Origin of the sequence: Pseudoclavibacter sp. CFCC 11306, assembly GCF_008831235.1 — a bacterium.
Classification (GTDB): Bacteria; Actinomycetota; Actinomycetes; order Actinomycetales; family Microbacteriaceae; genus Pseudoclavibacter_A.
The window spans coordinates 823,754-846,031 of record NZ_WBKF01000001.1 but is presented as its reverse complement, the minus strand read 5'-3'; the positions used below and the strand labels follow the sequence as shown (position 1 = coordinate 846,031).

Here is a 22,278-nt window from a genome sequence, read left to right as displayed (position 1 = left end):
CAGTCGACGTCGTACAGGAATGTCAGTGGTCGGCTCTAACGTGATCTTCATCACAGAATGTGAACGTCGACCAGAGATGAGGAAGCACATGGCTGCAGCAAATGATCGTCATAAAGCGCTTGACACGGCGCTGGCACAGATCGACCGCCAATTTGGCAAGGGGTCGGTCATGCGGTTGGGCAGCGACGAGCGTGCACCTGTCGAGGTGATTCCCACGGGGTCGATCGCACTTGACGCCGCGCTCGGCATCGGCGGGCTGCCGAGAGGCCGAATCGTCGAGATCTACGGCCCTGAGTCCTCGGGTAAGACCACAGTGGCTCTGCACGCACTCGCCAATGCACAGAAGAACGGCGGCATCGCTGCGTTCATCGACGCCGAGCATGCGCTCGATCCTGACTACGCTCACAAGCTTGGCGTCGATATCGACCAGCTGCTCGTCTCTCAGCCCGACACCGGTGAGCAAGCGCTTGAGATCGCCGACATGCTGATCCGCTCGGGGTCGATCGACGTCATCGTCATCGACTCGGTGGCTGCGTTGGTTCCGCGAGCCGAGCTCGAGGGCGACATGGGCGACTCGCATGTGGGTCTGCAGGCACGACTGATGAGCCAGGCCCTGCGAAAGCTGACCGGTGCGCTTTCGCATTCGAAGACCACGGCGATCTTCATCAACCAGCTGCGTGAAAAAGTCGGTGTGTTCTTCGGCAGCCCTGAGACCACCTCAGGCGGAAAGGCACTGAAATTCTATGCATCGGTGCGTCTTGACATCCGTCGCATCGAGACTCTGAAAGACAGCGGCAGCGCAGTGGGCAACCGCACACGTGTCAAAGTCGTCAAGAACAAGATGGCTCCGCCGTTCAAGCAGGCCGAGTTCGACATTCTCTACGGCGAAGGCATCTCACGTGAGGGCGGTCTGATCGACTACGGTGTCGACAACGGCTTCGTGCGCAAGTCTGGGGCGTGGTACACCTACGAAGGTGAGCAGCTCGGTCAGGGCAAAGAGAACGCTCGACAGTTTCTCAAAGACCACGCCGAGATCGCCAACGAGATCGAGACCAAGATCAAGGTCAGTCTGGGCATCATCGCAGCTCCCGAATCCGCAGAAGAGTCGAATGTCGAATCGCTCGACGACAAGCGTGTGGCAAAAGAGGCCTGATGAGCGACGACAACGTCGTCAGTCTGGGGGCCTGGCGCAGAGATGCCGACGACCGGTCTGAACAGACTGCGACTGCTTCCAACCATCGGCAGCAGAGTGCTGACGCCTCGGTGATCTCGCTTTCACCTCGAGTTCGCGCTGTGCAGGGCCAGGGTCAGGCTCACGCAGAGGCCCAGACGCAGACACCAGCTGCAGGCCCGACAGGCGAAACCGAGCATCACACCGACGAGCTCGACGCTGAGGGTGCGCTGGCCGGCGCAGCCGATGCGGCGACAGCCCTCGGCGAAATGCTCGGAGCTGATCCTGAACTGCTGCAGGCCCGAGCCGAGCTCGACCGTCTGCTGACGCGTCGAGACCGAACGGAGTCAGAACTCCGCGGTGCGCTGTACGCACACGAGATCTCCCCGGCAGCGGTCGACGCCGTGATCGCAGAAGCACAGCAACGTGGCGACATCGACGATCATCAGATCGCTCAGGACATCGCAGAGCAGATTCTGCGTCGTCGAGGCCAGGGCACGATCGTCATCCGACGTGCACTCGAAGAGCGCGGGCTCGACCGCTCGGTCATCGACGACACACTCGCCGACCTCGACGGCGATCAGCAGGTCGATCGAGCTGAGGCCCTGGCTCGCAAGCGACTGCGCAGTCTGGGCGCCCAGACCCCCTCGGCTCAACGCCAGCGGCTTTCGGCGACGCTGCAGCGCAAAGGCTTCGACTCTGAGACGGTTCATCTTGCCATCGCCAGGGTGCTTGGCTAGGTTCGCCGAGGCGGCACCTCTGCAGAGCGTTTCGTGGCGTACGAGCCGCGCAGAACGGAGGCGTTCTGCCGTATCACCGACGTCGCCTAGAATGACTTCATCATGAGCACCATCGAACAGAGCGCACCACACACCGACCAGCCCCGCACCTACGAGGTGCGCTCGTTCGGCTGCCAGATGAACGTGCACGATTCCGAGCACCTGCGTGGATCACTCGAGGCTGCCGGCTATGTCGAGGCAGACGGGCAGGAACCCGACGTCATCGTGCTCAACACCTGCGCTGTGCGTGAGAACGCCGACAATCGCCTTTACGGCAATCTCGGTTACCTGGCCTCGGTGAAACGGGAGCACGAGGGCATGCAGATCGCCGTCGGGGGCTGTCTCGCTCAGAAAGATCAGGGGCGCATCATCGAGAAGGCCCCTTGGGTCGACGTGGTCTTCGGCACTCACAACATGGGCTCGCTGCCGGTGCTGCTCGAACGCGCGCGACACAATCATGAGGCGCAGGTCGAGATTCTGGAATCGCTTGAGGTCTTTCCATCGACGCTGCCGAGCAAGCGGGAGTCTCATGCGTCCGGGTGGGTCTCTATCTCAGTGGGGTGCAACAACACATGCACGTTCTGCATCGTGCCGTCACTGCGTGGCAAAGAGAGAGACCGTCGGCCGGGCGACGTGTTGAGCGAGGTCGGAGCTCTTGTCGATCAGGGCGTGATCGAGGTCACGCTGCTCGGGCAGAACGTGAACTCATATGGCGTCGGCTTCGGAGACCGCAAGGCCTTCGGCAAGCTGCTGCGCACCGCCGGTGCGATCGACGGGCTTGAGCGTCTGCGGTTCACCAGCCCGCATCCGGCCATGTTCACCGCCGACGTCATCGATGCGATGGCTGACACTCCCTCAGTCATGCCGCAGCTGCACATGCCACTGCAGTCGGGCTCAGACAGAGTTCTCAAAGCCATGCGCCGCTCGTACCGCAGCGCCAAGTTCCTGCGCATCCTCGACGATGTTCGCGACCGTATGCCTGACGCCGCCATCAGCACAGACATCATCGTCGGGTTTCCCGGCGAGACCGACGAAGACTTCGAACAGACTCTCGACGTGGTGCGCAAGTCGCGCTTCGCCAGCGCGTTCACCTTCCAGTACTCGATTCGTCCCGGTACTCCGGCAGCCACTATGCCAGATCAGGTGCCCAAGGCTGTGGTCCAAGAGCGCTATGAACGACTGGTCGAAGTGCAGAACCAGATCTCGCTCGAAGAGAACCGCCACCAGGTCGGCCGCAGCGTCGAGGTGCTGGTCGCGCCCGCCGAGGGACGCAAAGATCACGCGAATCATCGTCTCAGCGGTCGCGCCGCAGACAACCGCCTCGTCCACTTCAGCGTGCCGGCCGGTGCAGATGCGCCTCGTCCCGGCGATTTCGTGACGGTTCCAGTGACCGACGCTGCGCCTTTCCACCTGCTGGCCGATCCGCGAGAAGACCAGTATCGGGTGCGCCGCACCGTATCCGGCGATGCCTGGGAGGCCGCCGAAGCCGACGCCTGCGCCGTCGACGACGGGCGAGTCAGTCTCGGCATGCCGAGCATTCCGATCAGAGCGACCACCGCATCCTGATGGCGCTGACCGTCATCGCAGGCGCCACCGCCACAGGAAAGAGCGCGCTGGCCGTCGACGTCGCCCTCGCACTGCGCGAGCAGGGCATCCCCAGTGAGATCGTCAACGCCGATGCGATGCAGGTCTACCGTGGTATGGACATCGGCACGGCGAAGATCACGGGGCTCGAACGTCGTGGCGTGCCGCACCATCTGTTCGATGAGCTCGACATCACAGAAGAGGCGACAGCGGCCTGGTTCCGCGAACGTGCCAGAGCCGTCATCTCCGAGATGCAGCAGCGCGGCGTTCATCCCATCATGGTGGGCGGGTCGGGGTTCTACATCGAGGCTGTCATCCATCAGCAGCAGATGCCAGGAACCGACCCGGCCATTCGATCGCGACTCGAGCAGCAGACAGCAGATCTCACCGACGAACAGCTGCACGATCTGCTGTGTGAAGTCGATCCGATCGCGGCGGATCGCATCGACCAGCGCAACAGACGTCGCGTCATCAGAGCCATCGAAGTGTATGAGCTCACCGGCAGACCATTCAGTTCGTTCCGCGCGGATGCCGCCGAGCTGTGGCAGCCCACGAGGCTCTTCGTGCTCGAAGACGAGCGCGCCGTGTTGAACGCGCGCATCGCCGAGCGCACCCAGGCGATGTGGCGCGGCGGAATGCTCGACGAGGTTCGCACCCTGGATCGGCAGGGGCTCGCCACCAGCCCGACGGCGATACACGCCACGGGGTATCGTGAGGCGCTCGAACAGCTGCACGGCCGCTGCTCCGAGACCCAGGCCGTCGAAGACACCGTGCTCGCCACGACGAGACTCGTCAAGAAGCAGCGCACCTGGTTTCGGCGATACCATGATGCTGTGCGGCTGCACACCGGAGACCCTGGGAACATCCGATGCATCGCCGACGCTGTGGCTGACGACCTCGCACATGACGTCGATGCCCGGCCAGATCACGAAACGGAGTGACGATGACCACGATTGCGTTCACCAAGGGGCAGGGCACCGGCAACGACTTCGTGCTCGTCGAAGACGCCGACGGCACGCTCGAGCTGACCCAGGAACAGATCGCGCAGATCTGCCACAGACACTTCGGCGTGGGAGCAGACGGGCTGATCCGTGTGGTGCGCTCTGAACATCTGCCCGAAGGCCGCCCGCTGCTGGCCGAAGAGCCTCGTGCGGAGTGGTTCATGGACTACCGCAACGCCGACGGCAGCGTCGCCGAGATGTGTGGCAACGGCGTGCGCGTCTTCAGTCGTTATCTGACCTCTCGAGGTCTGGCCGAGATCATGCCGGGCAGCACGTTGCCGGTCGCCACGCGTGCCGGCATCAAAGACGTGCAGGCGTCGGCGGGTGGCTTTCAGGTCGACCTCGGACGCTGGGCGCTGGTGCCCGGAGACGTCACGGTCGACGACGAACTCGGCGGCGCGAGTCGGCCCGGTCTCGGCATTGACGTCGGCAATCCGCACGTGGTCGTTCTGCTGCCGGATCGCGCCACACAGCAGCGGATGCAGCTGATCGAGCCGCCCGTGCTGAGACCTGCTCCGCCTGCGGGCGCGAACGTCGAGTTCGTGGCGCTGGGCGAGCAGCCGATCGTGGACGGCGTTGGCCAGATCAGTATGCGCGTCTTCGAACGCGGCGTCGGAGAGACCCTTTCGTGCGGCACCGGCACTGCTGCCGCTGCACTGGCCACTCGCCACTGGATGGGGGAGAGCGCCCCGAACCTGTGGCGTGTGCAGGTGCCGGGCGGAGCGCTCACCGTGCGCATGTTCGCCGCCGAAGACGGTGAGCACGTCGCCTTGGGCGGGCCTGCCGAGCTGGTGTTCGAGGGGTCTTTCACGCTCGCGTGAGAGCACCAGTCTCGTCGGGCCAAGTCGGCGGAGGTTCATGTCGTGTTCACAGCGGCGGACACGACGCATGCGATAACGTGCACTCATGACTGAATTTCGGTATCTGGGCGACAGCGGCCTCAAAATCTCATCCCTCATCTTCGGCAACTGGCTCACACACGGCTCACAGATCGAGAACGATGCTGCGATCGCCAGCGTGCACGCGGCGCTCGACGCAGGAGTGACCTCGTTCGACACGGCAGACGTGTATGCCAATACGAAGGCCGAGTCAGTGCTCGGCGAAGCCCTGCACGGTCAGCGGCGGGAGTCTCTCGAGATCTTCACCAAGGTCTACTGGCCGACCGGGCCGAAGGGGCACAACGACTGCGGACTGAGTCGCAAGCACATCCTCGAATCGATCAACGGCTCGCTCGAACGGCTCGACACCGACTACGTCGATCTGTACCAGGCACACCGCTACGACACCGAGACTCCGCTCGAAGAGACCATTCAGGCCTTCGCCGACGTCGTCAGCGCCGGCAAGGCGCTCTACATCGGCGTGTCAGAGTGGACGGCCGACCAGCTGCGCGCCGGGCAGGAGCTCGCGCGTCAGGCAGGCTTCCGCATCATCTCGAACCAGCCGCAGTACTCGATGCTCTGGCGAGTCATCGAGGGCGAGGTCGTGCCCGCGTCGAAGGAGCTCGGCATCTCGCAGATCGTCTGGTCGCCGCTCGCGCAGGGCGTGCTCACCGGCAAGTACCTGCCAGGTGAGCAGCCGCCGGCCGGCAGCCGTGCCACCGACGAGCACGGGGGATCGCAGATGATCGCGCCCTTCCTGCACGACGATCTGCTCGCAGCCGTGCAGCGACTGCGCCCCATCGCCGACGACCACGGCATCACGCTCGCGCAGCTGTCGCTGGCCTGGGTGCTGCATCGCGACGGCATCGCGGGTGCGATCATCGGCGCCTCACGCCCCGAGCAGGTCACCTCGAACGTGCAGGCCGCCGAGGTCGAGCTCGACGATGCGACGCTCGCTGCGATCGACGAGGTGATTCTGCCCTTCGCCGAGACCGATCCGGCTAAGACGGCCGAACGGGCTCCGCAGACCCGTCCCTGCTGATCGTCAGGCCGTCTGCGGCTGAGCTCTGAACGAAGAAATCGATCAGTCGCTCAGCCGCAGCGTTCGGCGCAGCGCTCTCGCCTGCATACGATCGAGCGCTGCGCCGCCGTCTCGCACCTCCGTGTGATGAACCTGGAAGAGGCGGCGCACCTGCGCCCAGCTGCCCCGATCGCTGCGATCCCAGCTGCCATAGCCCAGAAACAGGTGATCGACGTCGTCATCATGATCTCGACTGGTCAGATACACCATCAGCAGGTCGCCGCGGTCAGAGACCGACCCCACCACAACGCAGGGGCGGTCTTTGCCGTGACCGCCGCGCTCGCCGAAGGGCACCCACGTCCAGACGATCTCGCCGAAGGCATAGCCAGTGGACGCGTTGGGCACGTTCGTCCACTCGGTGTCAGCCGACCGCAGCGCACGCAGCGAGACCTCGGCGCATCCGCCTGACGAGGAAGACCAGAACCCGCTCACCTGCGGCCGCCCATCAGCGGGCCCCCACGACCGACTCGTCGAGCGCCAGCTCTTCGGCGTCGAGTCCGGCCATCACCTCGCGCATCAGCTCTTCGTCGATGTGCCCGGCGTTGCGTTCGCGCAGCAGGATCTCGCGTCGAGTGCGCAGCACCTGACGGCGCAGTTCGGTGATGTGCCGAGACGCGAGCGCGGTCACCTCTTGATGTTCGGCGGCGTCGAGCTGATGCTCGATGCGGCTGAGCCGTGACTCGATGTTCGTGATCGCGCGGTCGACGGCTTCGTCGCCGAACTTCTTGCGCCAGTTGCCCTCGCGCTTTTTGACGAAGTCGGTGGCCTCGGCGAGGCTGGTGCGCAGCAGCCGCTGCCGGGCGGCCCTGTCGCGCTTGGGCTGCTCTTTGTCTTCGACGTTGAGCACGCGGATGAGCGCGGGCAGAGTCAGCCCCTGCAGCAGCAGCGTGCCGACCGTGACCACGAACGCGATGAAGACCAGCATGTCGTGCCCGGGAAAGCGCGACCCGTCGGACATCACCACCGGAATGCTCAGTGAGGCGGCCAGGGTGACCACGCCGCGCATCCCCGTCCAGGACAGCACCAACAGCTCATTCCACTTCAGCGGATCCTGCGAGCTGCCGAACGCTCTCACCGTGTTCTTCGCTCGAACCGCGAAGCGGCGGGTCGAGCTGTTCTCCGGAGTCAGCACCATGATCGACCGGGTGAGCAGACTCGGATCACTTGGGACACTTCGCTCACCGGGTGGGGCGGATGCATCGGCTGAGTCAGGCGATCCGCTGTGTCGGCTTCGGCGCAGGCGCATGCCCAAGAGCTGCAGGCCGTACGTGGCGAAGACGAAGGCCGGTCGCACCAGGATCACGGCGACGAGCACCAGCGCGGCGACGCTGAGGCTCCACAGGATGCCACGCCCGCCGTCGACCAGGTTGGTGCTGACGCTGTGCAGCTGCAGCCCGATGAGGGCGAACACCATGCCCTCGAGCAGCACGTCGATCGCTTTCCAGAGAGGTTCGTCCTGCAGACGGGTGCGGTAGTTGAAGGTCGGCGACGCATATCCGACCAAGAGACCGGCTGCCACGACGGCCAGCACACCCGAGCCGCCGAAGTGCTCGGCTCCGGTGTAGGCGAAGAACGGCAGCAGCAGTCCGAGCAGCGATTCGATCACCGGATCGTTCAGACGACGGCGCAGCCAGTTGTAGACCACACCCATGACCACGCCCAGACCGATGCCGACGCCGACGGCCAGGCCGAAGATGCCGAGGTCGTCTGCGAAGGTGAGCGCCGCCCCGCCGACCAGTGTCAGCGCCACTTTCATCATGGTCAGCGAGGTGGCGTCGTTGATGAGGCTCTCACCCAGCAGAACGGTCATCAGACGTCTCGGCAGGTTGAGCTTGCGGCCGACCGAGGCCGCCGAGACGGCGTCAGGGGGTGCGATGATCGCACCGAGCAGCAGAGCCGCGGCCCAAGTCATATCCGGAATCACCATGTAGGCCACGAAACCGGCGACTGCGGCCGTGACGATCACCAGCACGACGCCCAGCATCGAGATGTCGCGCAGATTCTTGCGAAAGCTGATCACGGAGACGTTCAGCGCAGAGGAGTAGAGCAGCGGCGGCAGCACGAGCGTCAGAATCAGCTCGGAGTCGATGTCGAAGTGCGGAACGAAGGGCAGGAACGAGATCGCCGATGTCAGGATCACGATCACCAGCGGAGAGGACCAGCCACGTCTGCGTGCGAAGGCGGTGATGAGCACAGACATCGTGAGCAGAGTGAAGAGCAGCAGATGATTCATTGGTTCCCTCTTCAGCTGTGTGGCGTTCGACCGAGTCGCGGTGGAGATTGGTGCCGATGATACATCGTGTCTGTGAAAGACCCGCGGCCGCGGCCTGAACCGATAGGCTAATGAAACATCAGATGTTAACGAGGGCAGTCTGAAAAGAGGGGTCTGGCTATGACGGTGAACGAGCTGAGGCAGCCTGCGGCGCTGGCTCTGCACGGAGTGAATGTGTCGATCGCGGGCAAAGCAGTCTGCCACGACGTCTCTTTCGACATCCAACACGGAGAAGTCCACGTGCTCTTCGGGCAGAACGGCTCTGGAAAGTCATCACTGCTCTCGGCGATCATGGGGCTCCCTGGTTACCAGGTGACCGGTGGCGACATCCGTCTCGACGATCGCTCGCTGGTGCCGCTGACTCTGGATGCTCGTGCCCGGCTTGGTCTGGGCATGGCGTTCCAGCGACCGCCGAGCTTCGAAGGCGTGACCGTCGGCGCGCTTGCGCGATCGATGCACGCCCAAGACGCGCTGGCTCGCGAAGAGCGCGAGCTGAATCTCGAGGGCTTCGGGTCTCGCGACATCAACTCCGGCTTCTCCGGTGGTGAGATCAAACGCTGGGAGACTCTCAAGCTGCTGCTGCAGCGCCCGTTGGTCAGCCTCTTCGACGAACCCGAGAGCGGCGTGGATCTTGAGCACATCGCCGCGGTGGGCGAGTCGATCGAGCGTCTGGTGCGCACGCCGCGGCCAGACGGCGAGCTGCCGTCAGCTCTGATCATCACGCACACGGGGTTCATCCTTGACTATGTCAAGGCCGACGTGGGCCACCTGATGGTCGACGGGCGCATCGTGTACTCGGGAGATCCGCTGAAACTCTTCGCCGCCATCCGTCAGAACGGCTATCGCGCCCCTGACGAGGCGAGCACCACATCATCCACTGCCAAGAAAGAAGGCTGATCGTCATGATTGAGATCATCAAGCATGGGCCACTGAGCACCGTCGAACGCACCAATCTCGATATGGTCGGATTCGCCGACGAGACCGAGCGCGCAGCCACCGCGATCGTCGTCGACAACAAGGTGCAGCACATCAGCATGACCGACCCCGACGTCGAGGTGCTGCCGATCGCCGAGGCTCTGCGCAAGTACGACTGGGTGCAGGATCTCATGTTCGGGCTGATCGCTCCTGACGCCAGTGACGACGTGCGTCGCGTGACCGAGCTGGCACTCGAGCCTGTCGGCTACCTCGTGCACGTCAAAGAGGGCGCCAAGGTCAAGCTGCCAGTGCAGACGTTCACTCTGCTCGAGACCCCGCAGGCCAGGCAGTACGTACACGACATCACGGTCATCGAGCCGAACGCCGAGGTCGAAATGATCTCCGGCGACGCCGTCTCCGACGGCCTGCGCGCCGGAGAGCACGTCTCGATCTCTGAGAAATATGTGCGCGAGGGTGCCAGATGCCGTTCGCTCAGCATCGAACGATGGGGCGAAGACATGCATGTGAAGTCCTACTCACGCACACACATCGAGAAGGGCGCGCACGTGACCGACAGCTCGATCGCGCTCGCGCCGATCGGTCGGCACGAGTCGGTGTCGCAGGTCGACATCGAAGAAGACGCGGTTTATAGCGAACAGTCCATCGTCTTCGCGCCCGAAGGCACGCAGCGCATCAGCGACACGCGCATTGATCTGCGGGGCGATCGCTCCAGCGCCGAGAGCATTGCGCGCATGGTTTCGGCCGGTGGCGAGATCACGAACCGTTCCCATCTCACTGGTGACGGCCACGACACCAAGGGATACCTGGGGTGTGACGGGCTCAAGCTTTCTGAGGGCGGCTTCATCGACTCGTCTCCGTCGCTGCGCGCCAACACGACCGACGCCCAGCTCTCGCACGAGGCGTCGATCGGCATGATCAGCGAAGAGAAGCTGTCGTATCTGATGGCGAGCGGTCTCGAAGAAGACCAGGCCCGTGAGCTGATCGTGCAGGGCTTCCTCGACTTCGACAGTCAGCAGCTGCCTGAGTCGATCCGTTCGCAGGTCGTCGAGATGGTTGCGCAGGCGAAGACCGGCGCACTCTGAGCCATTCTGACAAGACAGTGGGCGCGCGGAACCACTAGGCTGGTTCCGCGCGCCGCGCTGTGCTCCCCGACACCTGTCGGGGTAGACTGAGCCATCATGACCACAGACCTTTTCTCTCACGCGACCGGTTCTGACATCCGCGTGCGTTTCTGCCCGTCACCCACCGGCACACCCCATGTCGGCATGGCTCGCACTGCACTCTTCAACTGGGCGTATGCGCGCCACGTCGGCGGCACGTTCGTCTTCCGCATCGAAGACACCGACGCCGAGCGTGACAGCGAAGAGAGCTACGCGCAGATCGTCGAGGCTCTGCGCTGGCTGCACCTCGATTGGGACGAAGGCATCGACGTGGGCGGCCCGCACGGCCCATACCGGCAGTCGCAGCGCGGTGACATCTATCAAGACGTCATCGAGAAGCTGAAGGCCGCCGGCTTTCTCTACGAGAGCTACGTCACGGGTGAAGAGATGGAAGCCCGCAACGTCGCACAGGGGCGCAACCCCAAGCAGGGCTACGACAACTTCGAGCGCGACCTCACCGACGAGCAGCGCGCCGCCTACCGCGCTGAGGGGCGTCAGCCTGCTCTGCGTCTGCGCGTGCCCGACACCGACCTCTCGTACGACGACTTGGTGCGCGGCGAGATCGTGTTCCCGGCCGGCTCGTTCACCGACTTCGTCGTGGTTCGCCCCAACGGGCAGCCGCTCTATACGCTGGTCAACCCGGTCGACGATGCGCTGATGGGCATCACCCACGTGCTGCGCGGCGAAGACCTGCTGTCGTCGACGCCCCGCCAGATCGCTCTGTACCACGCACTGATCGAGATCGGGCTGACCACGTTCATCCCGCGCTTCGGTCACCTGCCCTTCGTGATGGGCGAGGGCAACAAGAAGCTCAGCAAGCGCGACCCCGAGTCGAACCTGTTCAACCACCGCGACAACGGGTTCATCCCAGAGGGCCTGGTCAACTACCTGGCTCTGCTGGGGTGGTCCATCGCTCCAGATCGCGACGTGTTCAGCCCGGCCGAGCTGGTCGAGCACTTCGACATCGTCGATGTGAACCCGAACCCGGCACGCTTCGACCTGAAGAAGGCCACTGCCATCAACGGCGATCATCTGCGCGCTCTCGATCCCGCAGACTTCGAAGCGCGACTCACTGAGTTTCTGCAGCACGGCGGGCTCGTCAGCACGCCGCTGACCGAGCGCGAAGCCGAGATCCTGCACGAGGCGTCGCCGCTGGTGCAGCCGCGTCTCAACGTGTTGGGCGAAGCCCCCGACATGCTGCGCTTCCTGTTCATCACCGCAGACCAGGTCGAATACCAGGACGACGCGATGAAGCTCAAGGGTGATCCCGCAGTGGTCGTCTCGGCCGCGCGGGCTGCACTCGAGGCGCTGCCAGCCACCAGCTGGCACACCGATGCCATCCACGCCGCACTGCAGATGGCGCTGGTCGACGGTCTCGGCGTCAAGCCGCGCCTGGCGTTCGGGCCGATCCGCACACTCGTGTCGGGGCGACGCGTCTCTCCGCCGCTCTTCGAGTCACTCGAGATTCTCGGCCGCGACGAGACGTTCGCACGGTTCGATCGCTTCTCCACGGTGCTCGCCGAGCGCGGGCTCTGACATACGGGCGGCGTCCAACCCCGTCGAACAGGCACGGTCACAGAGAGGTGAGCTGCAGATGAACAACTACGACTGCATCGTGGTCGGTGGGGGACCGGCCGGTCTGAGCGCCGCATTGGTGCTCGCCCGGGCCCGACGCGAGGTGCTCGTCGTTGACGGCAATCGCCCTCGCAACCGTGCGACCTATATGTCGCATGGCTTCATCACGCGTGACGGCACCCCGCCGATGGCGCTGCGCGAACTGGGGCGCGAAGATCTCGCGAAATATCCCAACGTGCACTTCCAGTGGGGTGAAGTGCAGCACGTCACGGGCGTCGACGGTGCGTTCACCGCGTCGATCAAGGGCGTGCGCGGCGGGCCGAGCGGCGAGGTGCAGGCCCGTAAGGTGCTGCTGGCCACCGGTGTGCTCGAGGCGCTGCCGCAGGTGCCCGACCTGATCAGCTACTACGGATCCACCATCTTCAGCTGTGTGCACTGCGACGGCTGGGAACGCCGCGAGCAGTCGCTGGTGGTCATCGGAGAGAACCCCGAACTGGTCAACACCGCAAAGCGTGCATCGCAGTGGGCCGACCGCGAGATCGTGCTCACGAACGGCTCGGGCATTATCGAAGAACACCAGGCCGAGGTGCTGGGCAGACAGGGCATCGAGGTCGACGACACCCCGATCGCCGCGCTGCATGGTGACGGCGGCCGTCTCGAATCGGTCGAACTCGCCGACGGCCGCGTGCTGCCGGCGACCGGCGGGTTCGTGCAGCCCGAGTGGAGCCTGCCGCAGGTCGTGGCCGATCTCGTGCCCACGGCAGGCGATCTCGGCGGGGTCAAGACCGATGAGTACGGCCGTTCGGGGGTCGACGGAGTCTACGCCGCCGGTGACGTGCGCGGCATCACGCCCTCGCAGCTGATCATCGCCGCGGGTGAGGGCGCTCGGGCCGGCATCGGTCTGAACAACGATCTGATCTTCGCGACGTTCGACGCGCCAGGTCGCTGAGGCCTCCGTCGCCGGCTGTGTACCGTACAATGGTCGCAACCTAATTCCCGGCGGTGCCGGTGTTCGGCACAGCCGACGACAGAAGGAGGTCTGCCATGCAGATCAGCGTCCTGGCACGGGGAGTGAAAAACTCCGATCGTTTCGAGAACTATGTCGATCAGAAGGCCGACAAAGTCACTCAGCTCTCTGACCGCGCACAGCGGTTCGAGGTGAAGGTCTCGAACATCAGCGACAAGACTCCCGATCTCGGCGAACGCGTCGAACTCACAGTCATCGCTCCCGGCCCGGTGATTCGTGCCGAGGCCGAAGGCGGCGACCGTTTCTCAGCGTTCGACCAGGCCTTGGGCAAGCTGTCAGAGAGACTGCGGCGCAGCAAAGATCGTCGCAAGATCTCGAAGGGTCGCCCCAATCGTGTCCAGGTGAGTGTGGATGCCGGAGTCGTCGTGCCTGACGCGTCTGCTGCGACCGACGCGGGTGTCGATGAGCAGCCGGAGTCTCCGCTGGTGATTCGCCGCAAAGAGTTCCCAGCCGAGCGGCTGTCTCCCGAGCAGGCCGTCGATCGCATGGAGCTGGTCGGCCACGACTTCTACCTCTTCGAAGACATCGAGACCGGCAAGTCGAGCGTCGTCTACCGACGCAAGGGCTACAACTACGGCGTGATCGCCTTGGGCGAGGCAGACGAGACCGTCGACGAGTGACCCACGCCCAGTCGCAGTCGGATCTGACCGGCTGAGATGAAGACTGAGCAGTCGAATCCCCGTGCCTGCGACGAATCTGTCGCGACACGGGGATTCCTCGTCTGCAGCGTGTGCCGATGCGCGCGGAGTTCTGCAGCAGTTGTCTGCGACTGAGTCTGTGAGATGTCCTGTTCTGGCACATCCCTATGCCAGCGGACTGTCATGCGATCAATCCGGTTCTACACTCGGTCTTCGGGTCGACGCTCAAGACGTCGCCCCACTCACGCGATGTGGCGTCGAAGTGCCGCACCGCGATCAGCAGTCAGGATTCTCGGGGCCGACAGAGGAGTGCCTCGATCGGTGCGGCGAACGCCACGCGAAACCGGACCAAGGAGATCCATGCTGCAGTATCAGACTGTGAACCCGGCCACGAACGAAGTCGTGGCCACCTTTCCGAACGCGACTGACGAGGAGATCCTCGACAAGGTCGCCAAGGCACACGATGCCTTCCTTGACTGGCGAAACACTCCGCTTGCCGATCGTGCGGCGGTGCTTGCCAAAGCAGCCGATCTGCTGCGCGCCGACAAGCAGAAGTACGCCGACATCCTCACCCTTGAGATGGGCAAGCTGACCGCAGAGGCACTGGGCGAGGTCGATCTGTCGGCAGACATTCTGCAGTACTTCGCCGATCACATCGACGAGCTGCTCGCACCGCGCGTGCTCCCCGTCGCCGACCCTGCAGAGGGCAAGGCACAGCTCGTGACTCAGCCTCTCGGTGTGGTCTACCTGATCGAGCCCTGGAACTTCCCGTACTACCAGATCGCACGCGCAGCGGCGCCGCAGATCGCCGCGGGTAACACCGTGATTCTCAAGCATGCCGAGATCGTGCCGCAGGCTGCGCAGGCGTTCGACGATCTGTTCCGCGAGGCCGGTGCGCCTGAAGGGGTGTTCGCCAACGTGTTCGCCACGCATGAGCACACCAAGCTCGTGCTCGAAGACGACCGAGTCGTCGGCGTCGCACTCACCGGCAGCGAGCGGGCGGGCTCGGCCGTCGCATCCGTCGCCGGCGCAGCCATGAAGAAGGCGACCCTCGAACTCGGCGGCTCTGACGCATTCATCGTGCTCGACGACGCCGACCTCGACAAGGCTGTGCACCTCGCCGTGCGCGGTCGTAACTGGAACGCAGGGCAGGTCTGCGTGTCGGCCAAGCGCATCATCGTCGTGGATGCTCTCTACGACGAGTTCCTCGAGAAGTACATCGCCGAGGCGAATGCGACGATCAAGCCCGGCGATCCGAAGGATCCGGAGACGACGATGGCTCCGCTGTCGTCACAGCGCGCCAAGGAGATGCTGACCGCGCAGGTCGACGGCGCCGTCGCTGCCGGTGCCACCAAGGTCGAGGTCGGCGCGCCGATCCCGGCTCAGGGCGCCTACTACCAGCCGGCCGTGCTCACCGGCGTGACCCCGGAGAACCCGGCCTACCACCAGGAGCTCTTCGGCCCGGTGGCCACGTTCTACCGTGCGAAGGACGAAGACGACGCAGTGAGCATCGCCAATGACTCGCCCTACGGTCTCGGCGGCTCGGTGTTCACCGCTGACGAGGCGCGTGGCGTCGAGGTGGCCAAGCGCATCGACACGGGCATGGTGTTCGTGAACCATCCCACCGGTGTGTTCGCAGACATCCCGTTCGGCGGCATCAAGCGCTCGGGCTTCGGCAACGAGCTGATCGATCTCGGCTTCGACGAGTTCGTGAACAAGAAGCTGATCGACGTGCAGGACATCAACACGCCGTTCTGATCGGTCTGTGCATGCTGGTCAGAGCAGGCGTTGCGCTGATCGGTCAGCGCGCGTCTTTCTGATCTCAGCGTGCAGTCGCGCTGACAGCGTAGCGACTGCAGCGAGCCTCGGCCCAACTTCTGGTGCCGGGGCTCGCTTGCGCTCTGCGGGTGGGTGCTGTTGCCACCCTTCGCACGTGCGCCGCCACCACGCTTCGCACGTGCGCCGCCACCACGGTTTGGATGGAGTAGCCATCGTTCGCGCAAAATCAGCGGATTTTGACCAATCGCCGCAGGCGTCTGCCATTTGCCGCAGCTCGCCGCCGGTCTGGCCCGCCGTTTGCGCAGCCCACGGCACCACCTACTCAGCGCAGCAGCGTCACGACTTGGTCTGCGATCAGCGCCACCCCGAAGCAGAGCATCAGAATGCCCGAGACGATCGAGATCGGCTTGAAGACACCAGGGTGCCGGTCGAGCACGCGCACTGCGGTGAGCGCCAGCAGCGTGTAGAAGCACATCGTGGCCAGCACGTGAACACCGCCCAGCATCGCCGTCTGCGCGCTCAGCGACCATGCGGCGTCAGGGCTGATGAACTGCGGCAGAATCGACAGATACAGCAGCACGACCTTGGGGTTGAGCCCGCTGACGCCGGCGCCCTTGGCGACGACGCGTCCGAGCGGATGCTCCGGCGGGGCAGGCAGCACCGGCAGCGTGATCGACCTGGTCACCACCGGCATCGCGCCTGTCGTCGTCGAGATCGCCTGTGCCTGCACTGGAGTCGCCTGTGCCGGAGCCGACAGTGCGAAGCCGCTGGGACGCCGCAGGGACTGCACCCCGAGCCAGCAGAGATAGGCCGCACCCACGAAGGTGAGGGTCGTGAGCGCACCGGGCAGCAGTGCCAGTGCGACAGTGAGGCCGGCGGTCGCAAGGATCGTGTGGCCGGCATAACCGATCAGGAGCCCGCCGATCGAGGCCATCGCCTCACGCGTGCCGCGTGCATGCGAGAGGATGTACGCCCAGTCTGCACCCGGGGTGATGATGACGATGAGACTCACGGCGAAGAACGCCGGAAGCAATGCGGTATCCATAGAGTGAATGGTATGTGCACAGCTTTCGCATGTGGTGCCAAGTCTGGTTGTCGAAAGCGTCACTATGGGTAAGATCTTGCGTATGGATGCAATTGACCGGAAGATTCTTGCGCAGCTTCAGAAAGATGGTCGGCAGACCGTCACCGAGCTTGCCGAAAAGGTGCAGCTGAGCGTCTCGCCGTGTCTGCGGCGTGTGCGTCAGCTCGAACGAACCGGGATCATCACCGGCTATCACGCCAGCATCGACCCGCGAAAGGCCGGACTCGAGTTCCAGGCGCTGCTCTTCATCACGGTGAGTCGCAGCGATGCCGGGACCATGGCGTCAATAGAACGGTCGTTGGCAGATATCGACGAAATCATCGAGTGCCAACGGCTTTTCGGCGAACCAGACTTTCTGGTCAAGGCGCTCACGCGAACTCTGGCCGACTACCAAGAGCTCTATGATCAGCGCATCTCGGTCATCCCCGGCATCGAGCGCATCCGTTCGACTCTCGTCATGCGTTCGGTCGTGGTGAGTCGGCCGATCGCGCTGTAGGCCTCCGAGACCGCTGCGATCTCGGATGCAGAGCGAAGCCGCGCATGGCACCTGACCGCCTCTGTCGTGCGTCCCGTCGATCAGATCGCGTGCATCGCGCGTATGCGGGCGAGAATCGCCTGACGAGAGATCTCGATCTCAGGGGCGATGCGATCCCATCTGTGCGGCACTCCGGGATACACATGCAGCTCGGTCTGCACACCGGCCTGCAGCAGCCGACTCGCGAAGGCGATGTCTTCGTCGCGGAAGATGTCGAGCGTGCTGGTGTCGATGAAGGTGTCGGGCAGGCCCGAGAGGTCGTCGGCGCGCACCGGTGTCGCATAGACCGAGGCAGGCTCGTCGGCTGCAGCCTGATCTCCGAGCAGCGCCTGCCAGGCGGTGATGTTGTCGTTGTACGTCCAGGTGACGTGCTCGTCGAGCAGCGGGTCTGAGAGCACCGTTCGGTCGTCGAGCATCGGCGCGATCAGAATCTGGGCTGCAGGGGAGGGACCGCCACGGTCGCGGCTGAGCAGGGTCAGACCTGCGGCCATGCCGCCTCCGGCGCTGTCGCCCATGACGAAGATGCGGCGAGGGTCGGCATCGAGCTCGTCGAGATGCTCGAACACCCAGGTCAGCGTGCTGTAGGCGTCTTCGAGCGGGGTGGGGTGCGGATGCTCAGGCGCGAGACGGTACTCGGGCGCCAGCAGCGCGACCCCTGAGCGGGCCACGTAGTCGGCGATCGAGGCGTCGACCTGATCGAGCGTGCCGACGAACCAGCCGCCGCCGTGCAGAAAGAGGCCGAGCGGGCCGGGAGTCCAGTCGAGCGGCAGGTACAGCCTGGCGCGCAGTTTGTGGCCGTCTGGCGTCGGAATCGGGTAGTCGCGAGTGACCACTTCGGGCGTGCGCGTCGGGTCGGTCACGAAGCCGAGACGCAGCGCCGCACGTCGCCTGCGCCCCTCGATGTCGCCGACGGGCAGCTTGGCCGGGCGCACCTTCGAATACAAATCGTCTCGTTCCAGAAAGGCGCGAAACTCCGGGTTGATCGTCCAGGTCATGAGACCACTTCCTCTCCAGCTACTGTGATGGATTGGTGTCTCTATCGTTCCAGATCTGTGTCGGCTTGTCGCGTGTCGATCTTGCGAAGTCTCATCGAGGCCCGAGAGCGTCACCTGCGGCGACCGGTCGGTGTGCCCCGGGCAGGTGCGTGTCGACGATGCCGATGGCCTCCATCAGGGCGAACATGGTCGTGGGGCCGACGAACGAGAACCCCTGCGCTCGCAGCCCGTCGGCCAGTGCGCGTGACTCGGCGGTCTGCGTGGGGATGTCATGCAGCGTGAGCGGCGCATCCCACGTCGATGGGCGGAACGACCAGACGAACGCCGCCAGCCCACCGGTGTCGCGCATGGCGGCGGCTGCGCGCGCGTTGCGTACGGTCGCCTCGATCTTGCGGCGCTGGCGGATTATGCGCTCGTCGGCCAGCAGGCGGGAGACGTCCGATTCGTCGAAGGCGGCCACGGCATCCACTTCGAAGTCGGCGAAGGCGGCCCGAAACCCCGGTCGCCGGGCGAGGATCGTGCGCCACGACAGGCCGGCCTGGAACGCCTCGAGACTGAGCCGCTCGAAGACGCCGCGCTCATCAGTGACGGGCAGACCCCACTCGGTGTCGTAGTAGTCGCGCAGCAGTGGGTCTGTGGCCGCCCACGGCGGGCGTGCCCGGCCATCGGAGCCGACGACGAGCTCAGCCCCAGCCAAGCTCATGCAGCTTCTCTTCGTCGATGCCGAAGTAGTGCGCGATCTCGTGCATCAGGGTGATGTGCACCTGTTCGACGAGGGCCTGCTCGTCGTCGACGACGTCGAGCAGCGACTCGCGATACAGCACGATGCGGTCGGGCAGATCGACCATGCCGTAGTCATCTCGCTCGGTCAGCGCGAGCCCGTCGTACTCGCCGAGCAGGTCGAGCGACCCGTCGGCGGGCCGGTTCTCGATGACGAAGACCACGTTGTCGAGCTCGTCGATGACCTGTTGCGGAATCTCGTCGAAGACGTCGTCGACCAGCTCGGCGAAGCGGGATTCGTCCATCTCGATCGGCATGAGGTCATCATAGCGATCGCCGACATCTGTCGCTGTGAAGTAGGAGAACAGGGTCGCAGGAGGTAGCCTGCCCCGGTGATCGCAGCGCTGCTCATTCTCGTCTTCATCGGCTCGTTCGCCCAACGCATCACCGGCCTGGGCTTCGGGCTGGTCGTGTCGCCCTTCATCGTGCTGCTCTTGGGCCCCTACAGCGGGGTGATGATTCTCAACCTCGCGGCCATCGTCTCTGCCTCGCTGGTACTCAGCCGCGTCTGGCGAGACGTCGACTGGCGGCGGTTCATCGGCTTCGTGCCTACGACGCTGCTTGGCATCGTGGCCGGAGGCATGCTCGCGCACGCGCTGCCGGGGGAGTGGCTCGAAGCGATCATCGGCGCGACGCTGATCATCGCGCTGACCGTCTCGCAGCTGATCGGTCGCACCTCGTTCGTCGCGGCGGGGCCGAGCTGGATCGCCGGCAGCGGGTTCGCGGCAGGTGCGATGAACTCGGCGGCGGGCATCGGCGGGCCGGCGATGACGGTCTATGCGGTGCTCTCGAAGTGGCCGCAGAAGTCGTTCTCTGCGACGCTGCAGCCGTTCTTCATGATGACCGGCGTCGCCTCGTTCCTGGTGAAGTTTCTGATCGACCCTGGGCGTCTGGTCAGCCTGCCGGCGCTGGTCTGGATCGGCATCTTCGTGACGCTGGTGCTTGGGGTGACCTGCGGCAGCCTGGTGGCGAAGAGAGTGCCGGCGGGTGCGGCGCGGATGGCCGTGCTCGTGATCAGCTACGCGGGCGGCGTGGTCACGCTGGTGCGCGGGCTGCTCGACATCTTCGGGGCGCAGATCTGAGCGGGCCCTCCGTTGTGACTGCAGATATGTGACAACACCACGGCACGAAGGCGAAAGACACCCATCTGGTATACTCGTGCGTTATTGCCTGTAACGGTCGGGTCCTAGTGACCCGTGAAGAGCTGCGTCAGCGCCCTGTCGACAGGCGGCGGAAGACGGTCGAGATGACTGTTCCGCGGCACCGTAGCCCAAGCCCCGCGCCCGATGCGCGGCTGGCAGGGCTGTGCAAGATGTCCGTGCTGCGCTGAGAGATCCTCAGGGCAGATGTCTGGGTGAGCGATCATCCGGGCCACGTTCGCGATGCCGTTCCGTTCCCGCGTTCACGATACGAACAGAGGTCGAGATGCAGACAAAAGACAGTACTTCGCAGAATCAGGGCTCAAACGAGCCCGCTCAGCAGCAGGTGAGAAGACGACCGCTGCGCAAAGACGACGTGGTGATCGTCGAGAAACGGCCGATGAAACAGGCTATCGGCGGCACTGTGGTCGGTAACTTCATGGAATGGTTCGACTTCGGCATATACGGCTATCTGGCCGTCGTGATGACGCACGTCTTCACCGAGGGGCTGCCTCAGCAGACCGGTCTGATCATCATGCTCTTGGGCTTCGCCGTGAGCTTTCTGGTTCGCCCCCTCGGCGGGCTCGTGCTCGGGCCGCTGGGCGACCGCATCGGTCGTCAGAAGGTGCTCTTCATCACGATGGGCATGATGGCTCTGGCCACCGCTCTGATCGGTCTGCTGCCCACCGCGGCGCAGATCGGCCTGTGGGCGACGGTGCCGCTGTACCTGCTGAAAATGGTGCAGGGCTTCTCGACCGGCGGCGAATACGCAGGTGCGACCACCTACGTCTCGGAGTTCTCGCCAGACAAACGACGGGGATACTTCGCCTCGTGGCTTGACGTCGGTTCGTACCTGGGGTTCGCCGCAGGCGCGGCCACGGTCGCGATCACCACTGTCATCGCCGAATCGGCGTGGGGTGAGCAGGCCATGGTCAACGGCGGCTGGCGCATTCCGTATCTCGTCGCGATTCCGCTGGGAGCCGTCGCGATCTATCTGCGCACGAGGATTCCCGAGACGCCGCACTTCGAAGACGAGCAGTCGCAAGAGAGCGAATCGACGACCAACGATCCCATGTTCCAGCGGCTGGGCATCGTCGGCATCATGCGCAACTACTGGCGCGAGGTGCTGATCGGCATCGCGATCGTCGCGGCGACCAACACCGCAGGCTACGCGCTGACCAGCTATATGCCCTCCTACCTGGAGACCGAGGTGGGAACCACCCCGACGATGGCAGCGGCTGCGACCGTTCCCGTGCTCGTGGTCATGTCGCTGTGCCTTCCCCTGATCGGTCGTCTCTCAGATCGCATCGGTCGCCGACCGGTCTATGGCATGGCCGTGATCTCGACGCTGGTGCTGATGGTGCCCGCATTCATGCTCATGCACGTGGGCACTTTCTGGGCCATTCAGGGCGCGCTCGTCCTGGTCGCGATTCCCGTCGCGTTCTACGTCGCGATCTCTGCGGCCACGCTGCCGGCACTCTTTCCGACCGCCTCACGCTTCGGCGCGATGGCCATCTCGTACAACGTCGCCGTGGCGCTCTTCGGCGGCACCACCCCGGTGTTCTCGCAGGGGCTCATCGCGCTGACCGGCAACCACTACATGCCAGCGTTCTACATCATGTTCTTCGGCCTGCTCGGCGGCATCGCGATGCTCTGCATGCGTGAAAGCGCGAAGCGCCCGCTGCTGGGCTCCATGCCGACGGTCGAGACCGAGGCCGAGGCACGACGCCTGGTGCGAGACCAGAAAGAGAACCCGTACATCGACACCCGCACGATGCCCCTGCAGGTCGTCGACGGATCAGCTTCGCACGAGAAGACCTCTCAGAGTTGATCTGAACCCGGCCGCCGCGCCTGCCGGTGCGTG

At 64.5% G+C, this 22,278-nt stretch carries 21 protein-coding genes; 15 read left to right on the top strand and 6 right to left on the bottom strand.

Going from position 1 to position 22,278, the window contains the following annotated elements; genetic code table 11:
- The first annotated feature begins 88 nt into the window (after nt 1–88).
- The 6 genes from recA (at nt 89) to F8O09_RS03710 (ending at nt 6,455) form a co-directional block, all read left to right on the top strand.
- Nucleotides 89–1,153: a recombinase RecA gene (gene recA, locus F8O09_RS03735; RefSeq protein ID WP_158030949.1), complete on the top strand. Its 1,065-nt coding sequence runs from the start codon at nt 89–91 to the stop codon at nt 1,151–1,153.
- Nucleotides 1,153–1,911 carry a regulatory protein RecX gene (locus F8O09_RS03730; protein WP_158053974.1) on the top strand — a complete coding sequence of 253 codons (759 nt, stop codon included), beginning with the start codon at nt 1,153–1,155 and terminating at the stop codon, nt 1,909–1,911. The genes recA and F8O09_RS03730 overlap by 1 nt, the downstream gene beginning before the upstream one ends.
- Before the next feature lie 102 nt (nt 1,912–2,013).
- A complete protein-coding gene (gene miaB, locus F8O09_RS03725) occupies nt 2,014–3,516 on the top strand; it encodes a tRNA (N6-isopentenyl adenosine(37)-C2)-methylthiotransferase MiaB (RefSeq protein WP_158053973.1) in 1,503 nt (500 codons plus the stop codon).
- The gene (gene miaA / locus F8O09_RS03720; protein WP_158053972.1) at nt 3,516–4,475 is read left to right on the top strand and encodes a tRNA (adenosine(37)-N6)-dimethylallyltransferase MiaA; all 960 of its coding nucleotides are present in this window, start codon (nt 3,516–3,518) and stop codon (nt 4,473–4,475) included. Before miaB ends, miaA begins: the two co-directional genes overlap by 1 nt.
- A gap of 2 nt (nt 4,476–4,477) precedes the next feature.
- Entirely contained in the window at nt 4,478–5,356 is an 879-nt protein-coding gene (dapF, locus tag F8O09_RS03715; RefSeq protein WP_158053971.1) for a diaminopimelate epimerase, read from the top strand.
- A gap of 85 nt (nt 5,357–5,441) precedes the next feature.
- On the top strand, nt 5,442–6,455 hold the full coding sequence (locus F8O09_RS03710; RefSeq protein WP_158030954.1) for an aldo/keto reductase family protein: 1,014 nt from the start codon (nt 5,442–5,444) through the stop codon (nt 6,453–6,455).
- A gap of 42 nt (nt 6,456–6,497) precedes the next feature.
- Here F8O09_RS03710 and F8O09_RS03705 read toward each other — a convergent pair whose 3' ends face one another.
- Nucleotides 6,498–6,926, bottom strand: a complete 429-nt coding sequence (locus tag F8O09_RS03705) for a type II toxin-antitoxin system PemK/MazF family toxin (protein ID WP_158053970.1) — start codon at nt 6,924–6,926, stop codon at nt 6,498–6,500.
- Nucleotides 6,927–6,939: 13 nt separating this feature from the next.
- The gene (locus tag F8O09_RS03700) at nt 6,940–8,727 is read right to left on the bottom strand and encodes a cation:proton antiporter (protein WP_158030956.1); all 1,788 of its coding nucleotides are present in this window, start codon (nt 8,725–8,727) and stop codon (nt 6,940–6,942) included.
- A 159-nt stretch (nt 8,728–8,886) separates the two neighbouring features.
- Here F8O09_RS03700 and F8O09_RS03695 point away from each other — a divergent pair, with 159 nt between their 5' ends.
- The 6 genes from F8O09_RS03695 (at nt 8,887) to F8O09_RS03670 (ending at nt 15,860) form a co-directional block, all read left to right on the top strand.
- On the top strand, nt 8,887–9,663 hold the full coding sequence (locus F8O09_RS03695; RefSeq protein ID WP_158030957.1) for an ABC transporter ATP-binding protein: 777 nt from the start codon (nt 8,887–8,889) through the stop codon (nt 9,661–9,663).
- A 5-nt stretch (nt 9,664–9,668) separates the two neighbouring features.
- Nucleotides 9,669–10,784 carry a SufD family Fe-S cluster assembly protein gene (locus tag F8O09_RS03690; protein ID WP_158053969.1) on the top strand — a complete coding sequence of 372 codons (1,116 nt, stop codon included), beginning with the start codon at nt 9,669–9,671 and terminating at the stop codon, nt 10,782–10,784.
- A 96-nt stretch (nt 10,785–10,880) separates the two neighbouring features.
- On the top strand, nt 10,881–12,398 hold the full coding sequence (gene gltX / locus F8O09_RS03685; protein WP_158030959.1) for a glutamate--tRNA ligase: 1,518 nt from the start codon (nt 10,881–10,883) through the stop codon (nt 12,396–12,398).
- A gap of 58 nt (nt 12,399–12,456) precedes the next feature.
- A complete protein-coding gene (locus F8O09_RS03680) occupies nt 12,457–13,386 on the top strand; it encodes an NAD(P)/FAD-dependent oxidoreductase (RefSeq protein WP_158030960.1) in 930 nt (309 codons plus the stop codon).
- Between the two features lie 95 nt (nt 13,387–13,481).
- The gene (hpf, locus tag F8O09_RS03675) at nt 13,482–14,084 is read left to right on the top strand and encodes a ribosome hibernation-promoting factor, HPF/YfiA family (RefSeq protein ID WP_158053968.1); all 603 of its coding nucleotides are present in this window, start codon (nt 13,482–13,484) and stop codon (nt 14,082–14,084) included.
- Nucleotides 14,085–14,462: 378 nt separating this feature from the next.
- The gene (locus F8O09_RS03670) at nt 14,463–15,860 is read left to right on the top strand and encodes an NAD-dependent succinate-semialdehyde dehydrogenase (RefSeq protein WP_225732847.1); all 1,398 of its coding nucleotides are present in this window, start codon (nt 14,463–14,465) and stop codon (nt 15,858–15,860) included.
- A gap of 343 nt (nt 15,861–16,203) precedes the next feature.
- Here the strand turns inward: F8O09_RS03670 and F8O09_RS03665 are convergent, their stop codons facing one another.
- Nucleotides 16,204–16,926, bottom strand: coding sequence for a LysE family translocator (locus F8O09_RS03665; protein ID WP_158030962.1), 723 nt, complete (start codon nt 16,924–16,926; stop codon nt 16,204–16,206).
- An 82-nt stretch (nt 16,927–17,008) separates the two neighbouring features.
- Here F8O09_RS03665 and F8O09_RS03660 point away from each other — a divergent pair, with 82 nt between their 5' ends.
- A complete protein-coding gene (locus F8O09_RS03660; RefSeq protein WP_158053967.1) occupies nt 17,009–17,461 on the top strand; it encodes an Lrp/AsnC family transcriptional regulator in 453 nt (150 codons plus the stop codon).
- A gap of 80 nt (nt 17,462–17,541) precedes the next feature.
- Here F8O09_RS03660 and F8O09_RS03655 read toward each other — a convergent pair whose 3' ends face one another.
- The 3 genes from F8O09_RS03655 to F8O09_RS03645 all read right to left on the bottom strand — a co-directional run bounded on the left by F8O09_RS03655 (nt 17,542) and on the right by F8O09_RS03645 (nt 19,532).
- Nucleotides 17,542–18,495: an alpha/beta hydrolase gene (locus F8O09_RS03655; RefSeq protein WP_158053966.1), complete on the bottom strand. Its 954-nt coding sequence runs from the start codon at nt 18,493–18,495 to the stop codon at nt 17,542–17,544.
- 91 nt (nt 18,496–18,586) lie between these two features.
- Nucleotides 18,587–19,198, bottom strand: coding sequence for a DNA-3-methyladenine glycosylase I (locus tag F8O09_RS03650; protein WP_158053965.1), 612 nt, complete (start codon nt 19,196–19,198; stop codon nt 18,587–18,589).
- Nucleotides 19,179–19,532 carry a metallopeptidase family protein gene (locus tag F8O09_RS03645; protein WP_158053964.1) on the bottom strand — a complete coding sequence of 118 codons (354 nt, stop codon included), beginning with the start codon at nt 19,530–19,532 and terminating at the stop codon, nt 19,179–19,181. The genes F8O09_RS03650 and F8O09_RS03645 overlap by 20 nt, the downstream gene beginning before the upstream one ends.
- Before the next feature lie 75 nt (nt 19,533–19,607).
- Between F8O09_RS03645 and F8O09_RS03640 the strand changes: the two genes are divergently transcribed.
- Together F8O09_RS03640 and F8O09_RS03635 are read left to right on the top strand one after the other, a co-directional pair.
- The gene (locus F8O09_RS03640; RefSeq protein WP_158053963.1) at nt 19,608–20,357 is read left to right on the top strand and encodes a sulfite exporter TauE/SafE family protein; all 750 of its coding nucleotides are present in this window, start codon (nt 19,608–19,610) and stop codon (nt 20,355–20,357) included.
- Nucleotides 20,358–20,700: 343 nt separating this feature from the next.
- Nucleotides 20,701–22,245 carry an MFS transporter gene (locus tag F8O09_RS03635; protein WP_158030968.1) on the top strand — a complete coding sequence of 515 codons (1,545 nt, stop codon included), beginning with the start codon at nt 20,701–20,703 and terminating at the stop codon, nt 22,243–22,245.
- Nucleotides 22,246–22,278: the final 33 nt, after the last annotated feature.

What these genes read in the sequence shown, in the direction of transcription:
- F8O09_RS03655 (WP_158053966.1), bottom strand. Translation starts at nt 18,495, where the DNA reads ATGACCTGGACGATCAACCCGGAGTTTCGCGCCTTTCTGGAACGAGAC.
- F8O09_RS03730 (WP_158053974.1), top strand. Translation starts at nt 1,153, where the DNA reads ATGAGCGACGACAACGTCGTCAGTCTGGGGGCCTGGCGCAGAGATGCC.
- F8O09_RS03680 (WP_158030960.1), top strand. Translation starts at nt 12,457, where the DNA reads ATGAACAACTACGACTGCATCGTGGTCGGTGGGGGACCGGCCGGTCTG.
- recA (WP_158030949.1), top strand. Translation starts at nt 89, where the DNA reads ATGGCTGCAGCAAATGATCGTCATAAAGCGCTTGACACGGCGCTGGCA.
- F8O09_RS03660 (WP_158053967.1), top strand. Translation starts at nt 17,009, where the DNA reads ATGGATGCAATTGACCGGAAGATTCTTGCGCAGCTTCAGAAAGATGGT.
- F8O09_RS03665 (WP_158030962.1), bottom strand. Translation starts at nt 16,926, where the DNA reads ATGGATACCGCATTGCTTCCGGCGTTCTTCGCCGTGAGTCTCATCGTC.
- F8O09_RS03710 (WP_158030954.1), top strand. Translation starts at nt 5,442, where the DNA reads ATGACTGAATTTCGGTATCTGGGCGACAGCGGCCTCAAAATCTCATCC.
- F8O09_RS03650 (WP_158053965.1), bottom strand. Translation starts at nt 19,198, where the DNA reads ATGAGCTTGGCTGGGGCTGAGCTCGTCGTCGGCTCCGATGGCCGGGCA.
- F8O09_RS03700 (WP_158030956.1), bottom strand. Translation starts at nt 8,727, where the DNA reads ATGAATCATCTGCTGCTCTTCACTCTGCTCACGATGTCTGTGCTCATC.
- F8O09_RS03690 (WP_158053969.1), top strand. Translation starts at nt 9,669, where the DNA reads ATGATTGAGATCATCAAGCATGGGCCACTGAGCACCGTCGAACGCACC.
- F8O09_RS03645 (WP_158053964.1), bottom strand. Translation starts at nt 19,532, where the DNA reads ATGCCGATCGAGATGGACGAATCCCGCTTCGCCGAGCTGGTCGACGAC.
- miaA (WP_158053972.1), top strand. Translation starts at nt 3,516, where the DNA reads ATGGCGCTGACCGTCATCGCAGGCGCCACCGCCACAGGAAAGAGCGCG.
- F8O09_RS03695 (WP_158030957.1), top strand. Translation starts at nt 8,887, where the DNA reads ATGACGGTGAACGAGCTGAGGCAGCCTGCGGCGCTGGCTCTGCACGGA.
- dapF (WP_158053971.1), top strand. Translation starts at nt 4,478, where the DNA reads ATGACCACGATTGCGTTCACCAAGGGGCAGGGCACCGGCAACGACTTC.
- F8O09_RS03635 (WP_158030968.1), top strand. Translation starts at nt 20,701, where the DNA reads ATGCAGACAAAAGACAGTACTTCGCAGAATCAGGGCTCAAACGAGCCC.
- gltX (WP_158030959.1), top strand. Translation starts at nt 10,881, where the DNA reads ATGACCACAGACCTTTTCTCTCACGCGACCGGTTCTGACATCCGCGTG.
- miaB (WP_158053973.1), top strand. Translation starts at nt 2,014, where the DNA reads ATGAGCACCATCGAACAGAGCGCACCACACACCGACCAGCCCCGCACC.
- hpf (WP_158053968.1), top strand. Translation starts at nt 13,482, where the DNA reads ATGCAGATCAGCGTCCTGGCACGGGGAGTGAAAAACTCCGATCGTTTC.
- F8O09_RS03670 (WP_225732847.1), top strand. Translation starts at nt 14,463, where the DNA reads ATGCTGCAGTATCAGACTGTGAACCCGGCCACGAACGAAGTCGTGGCC.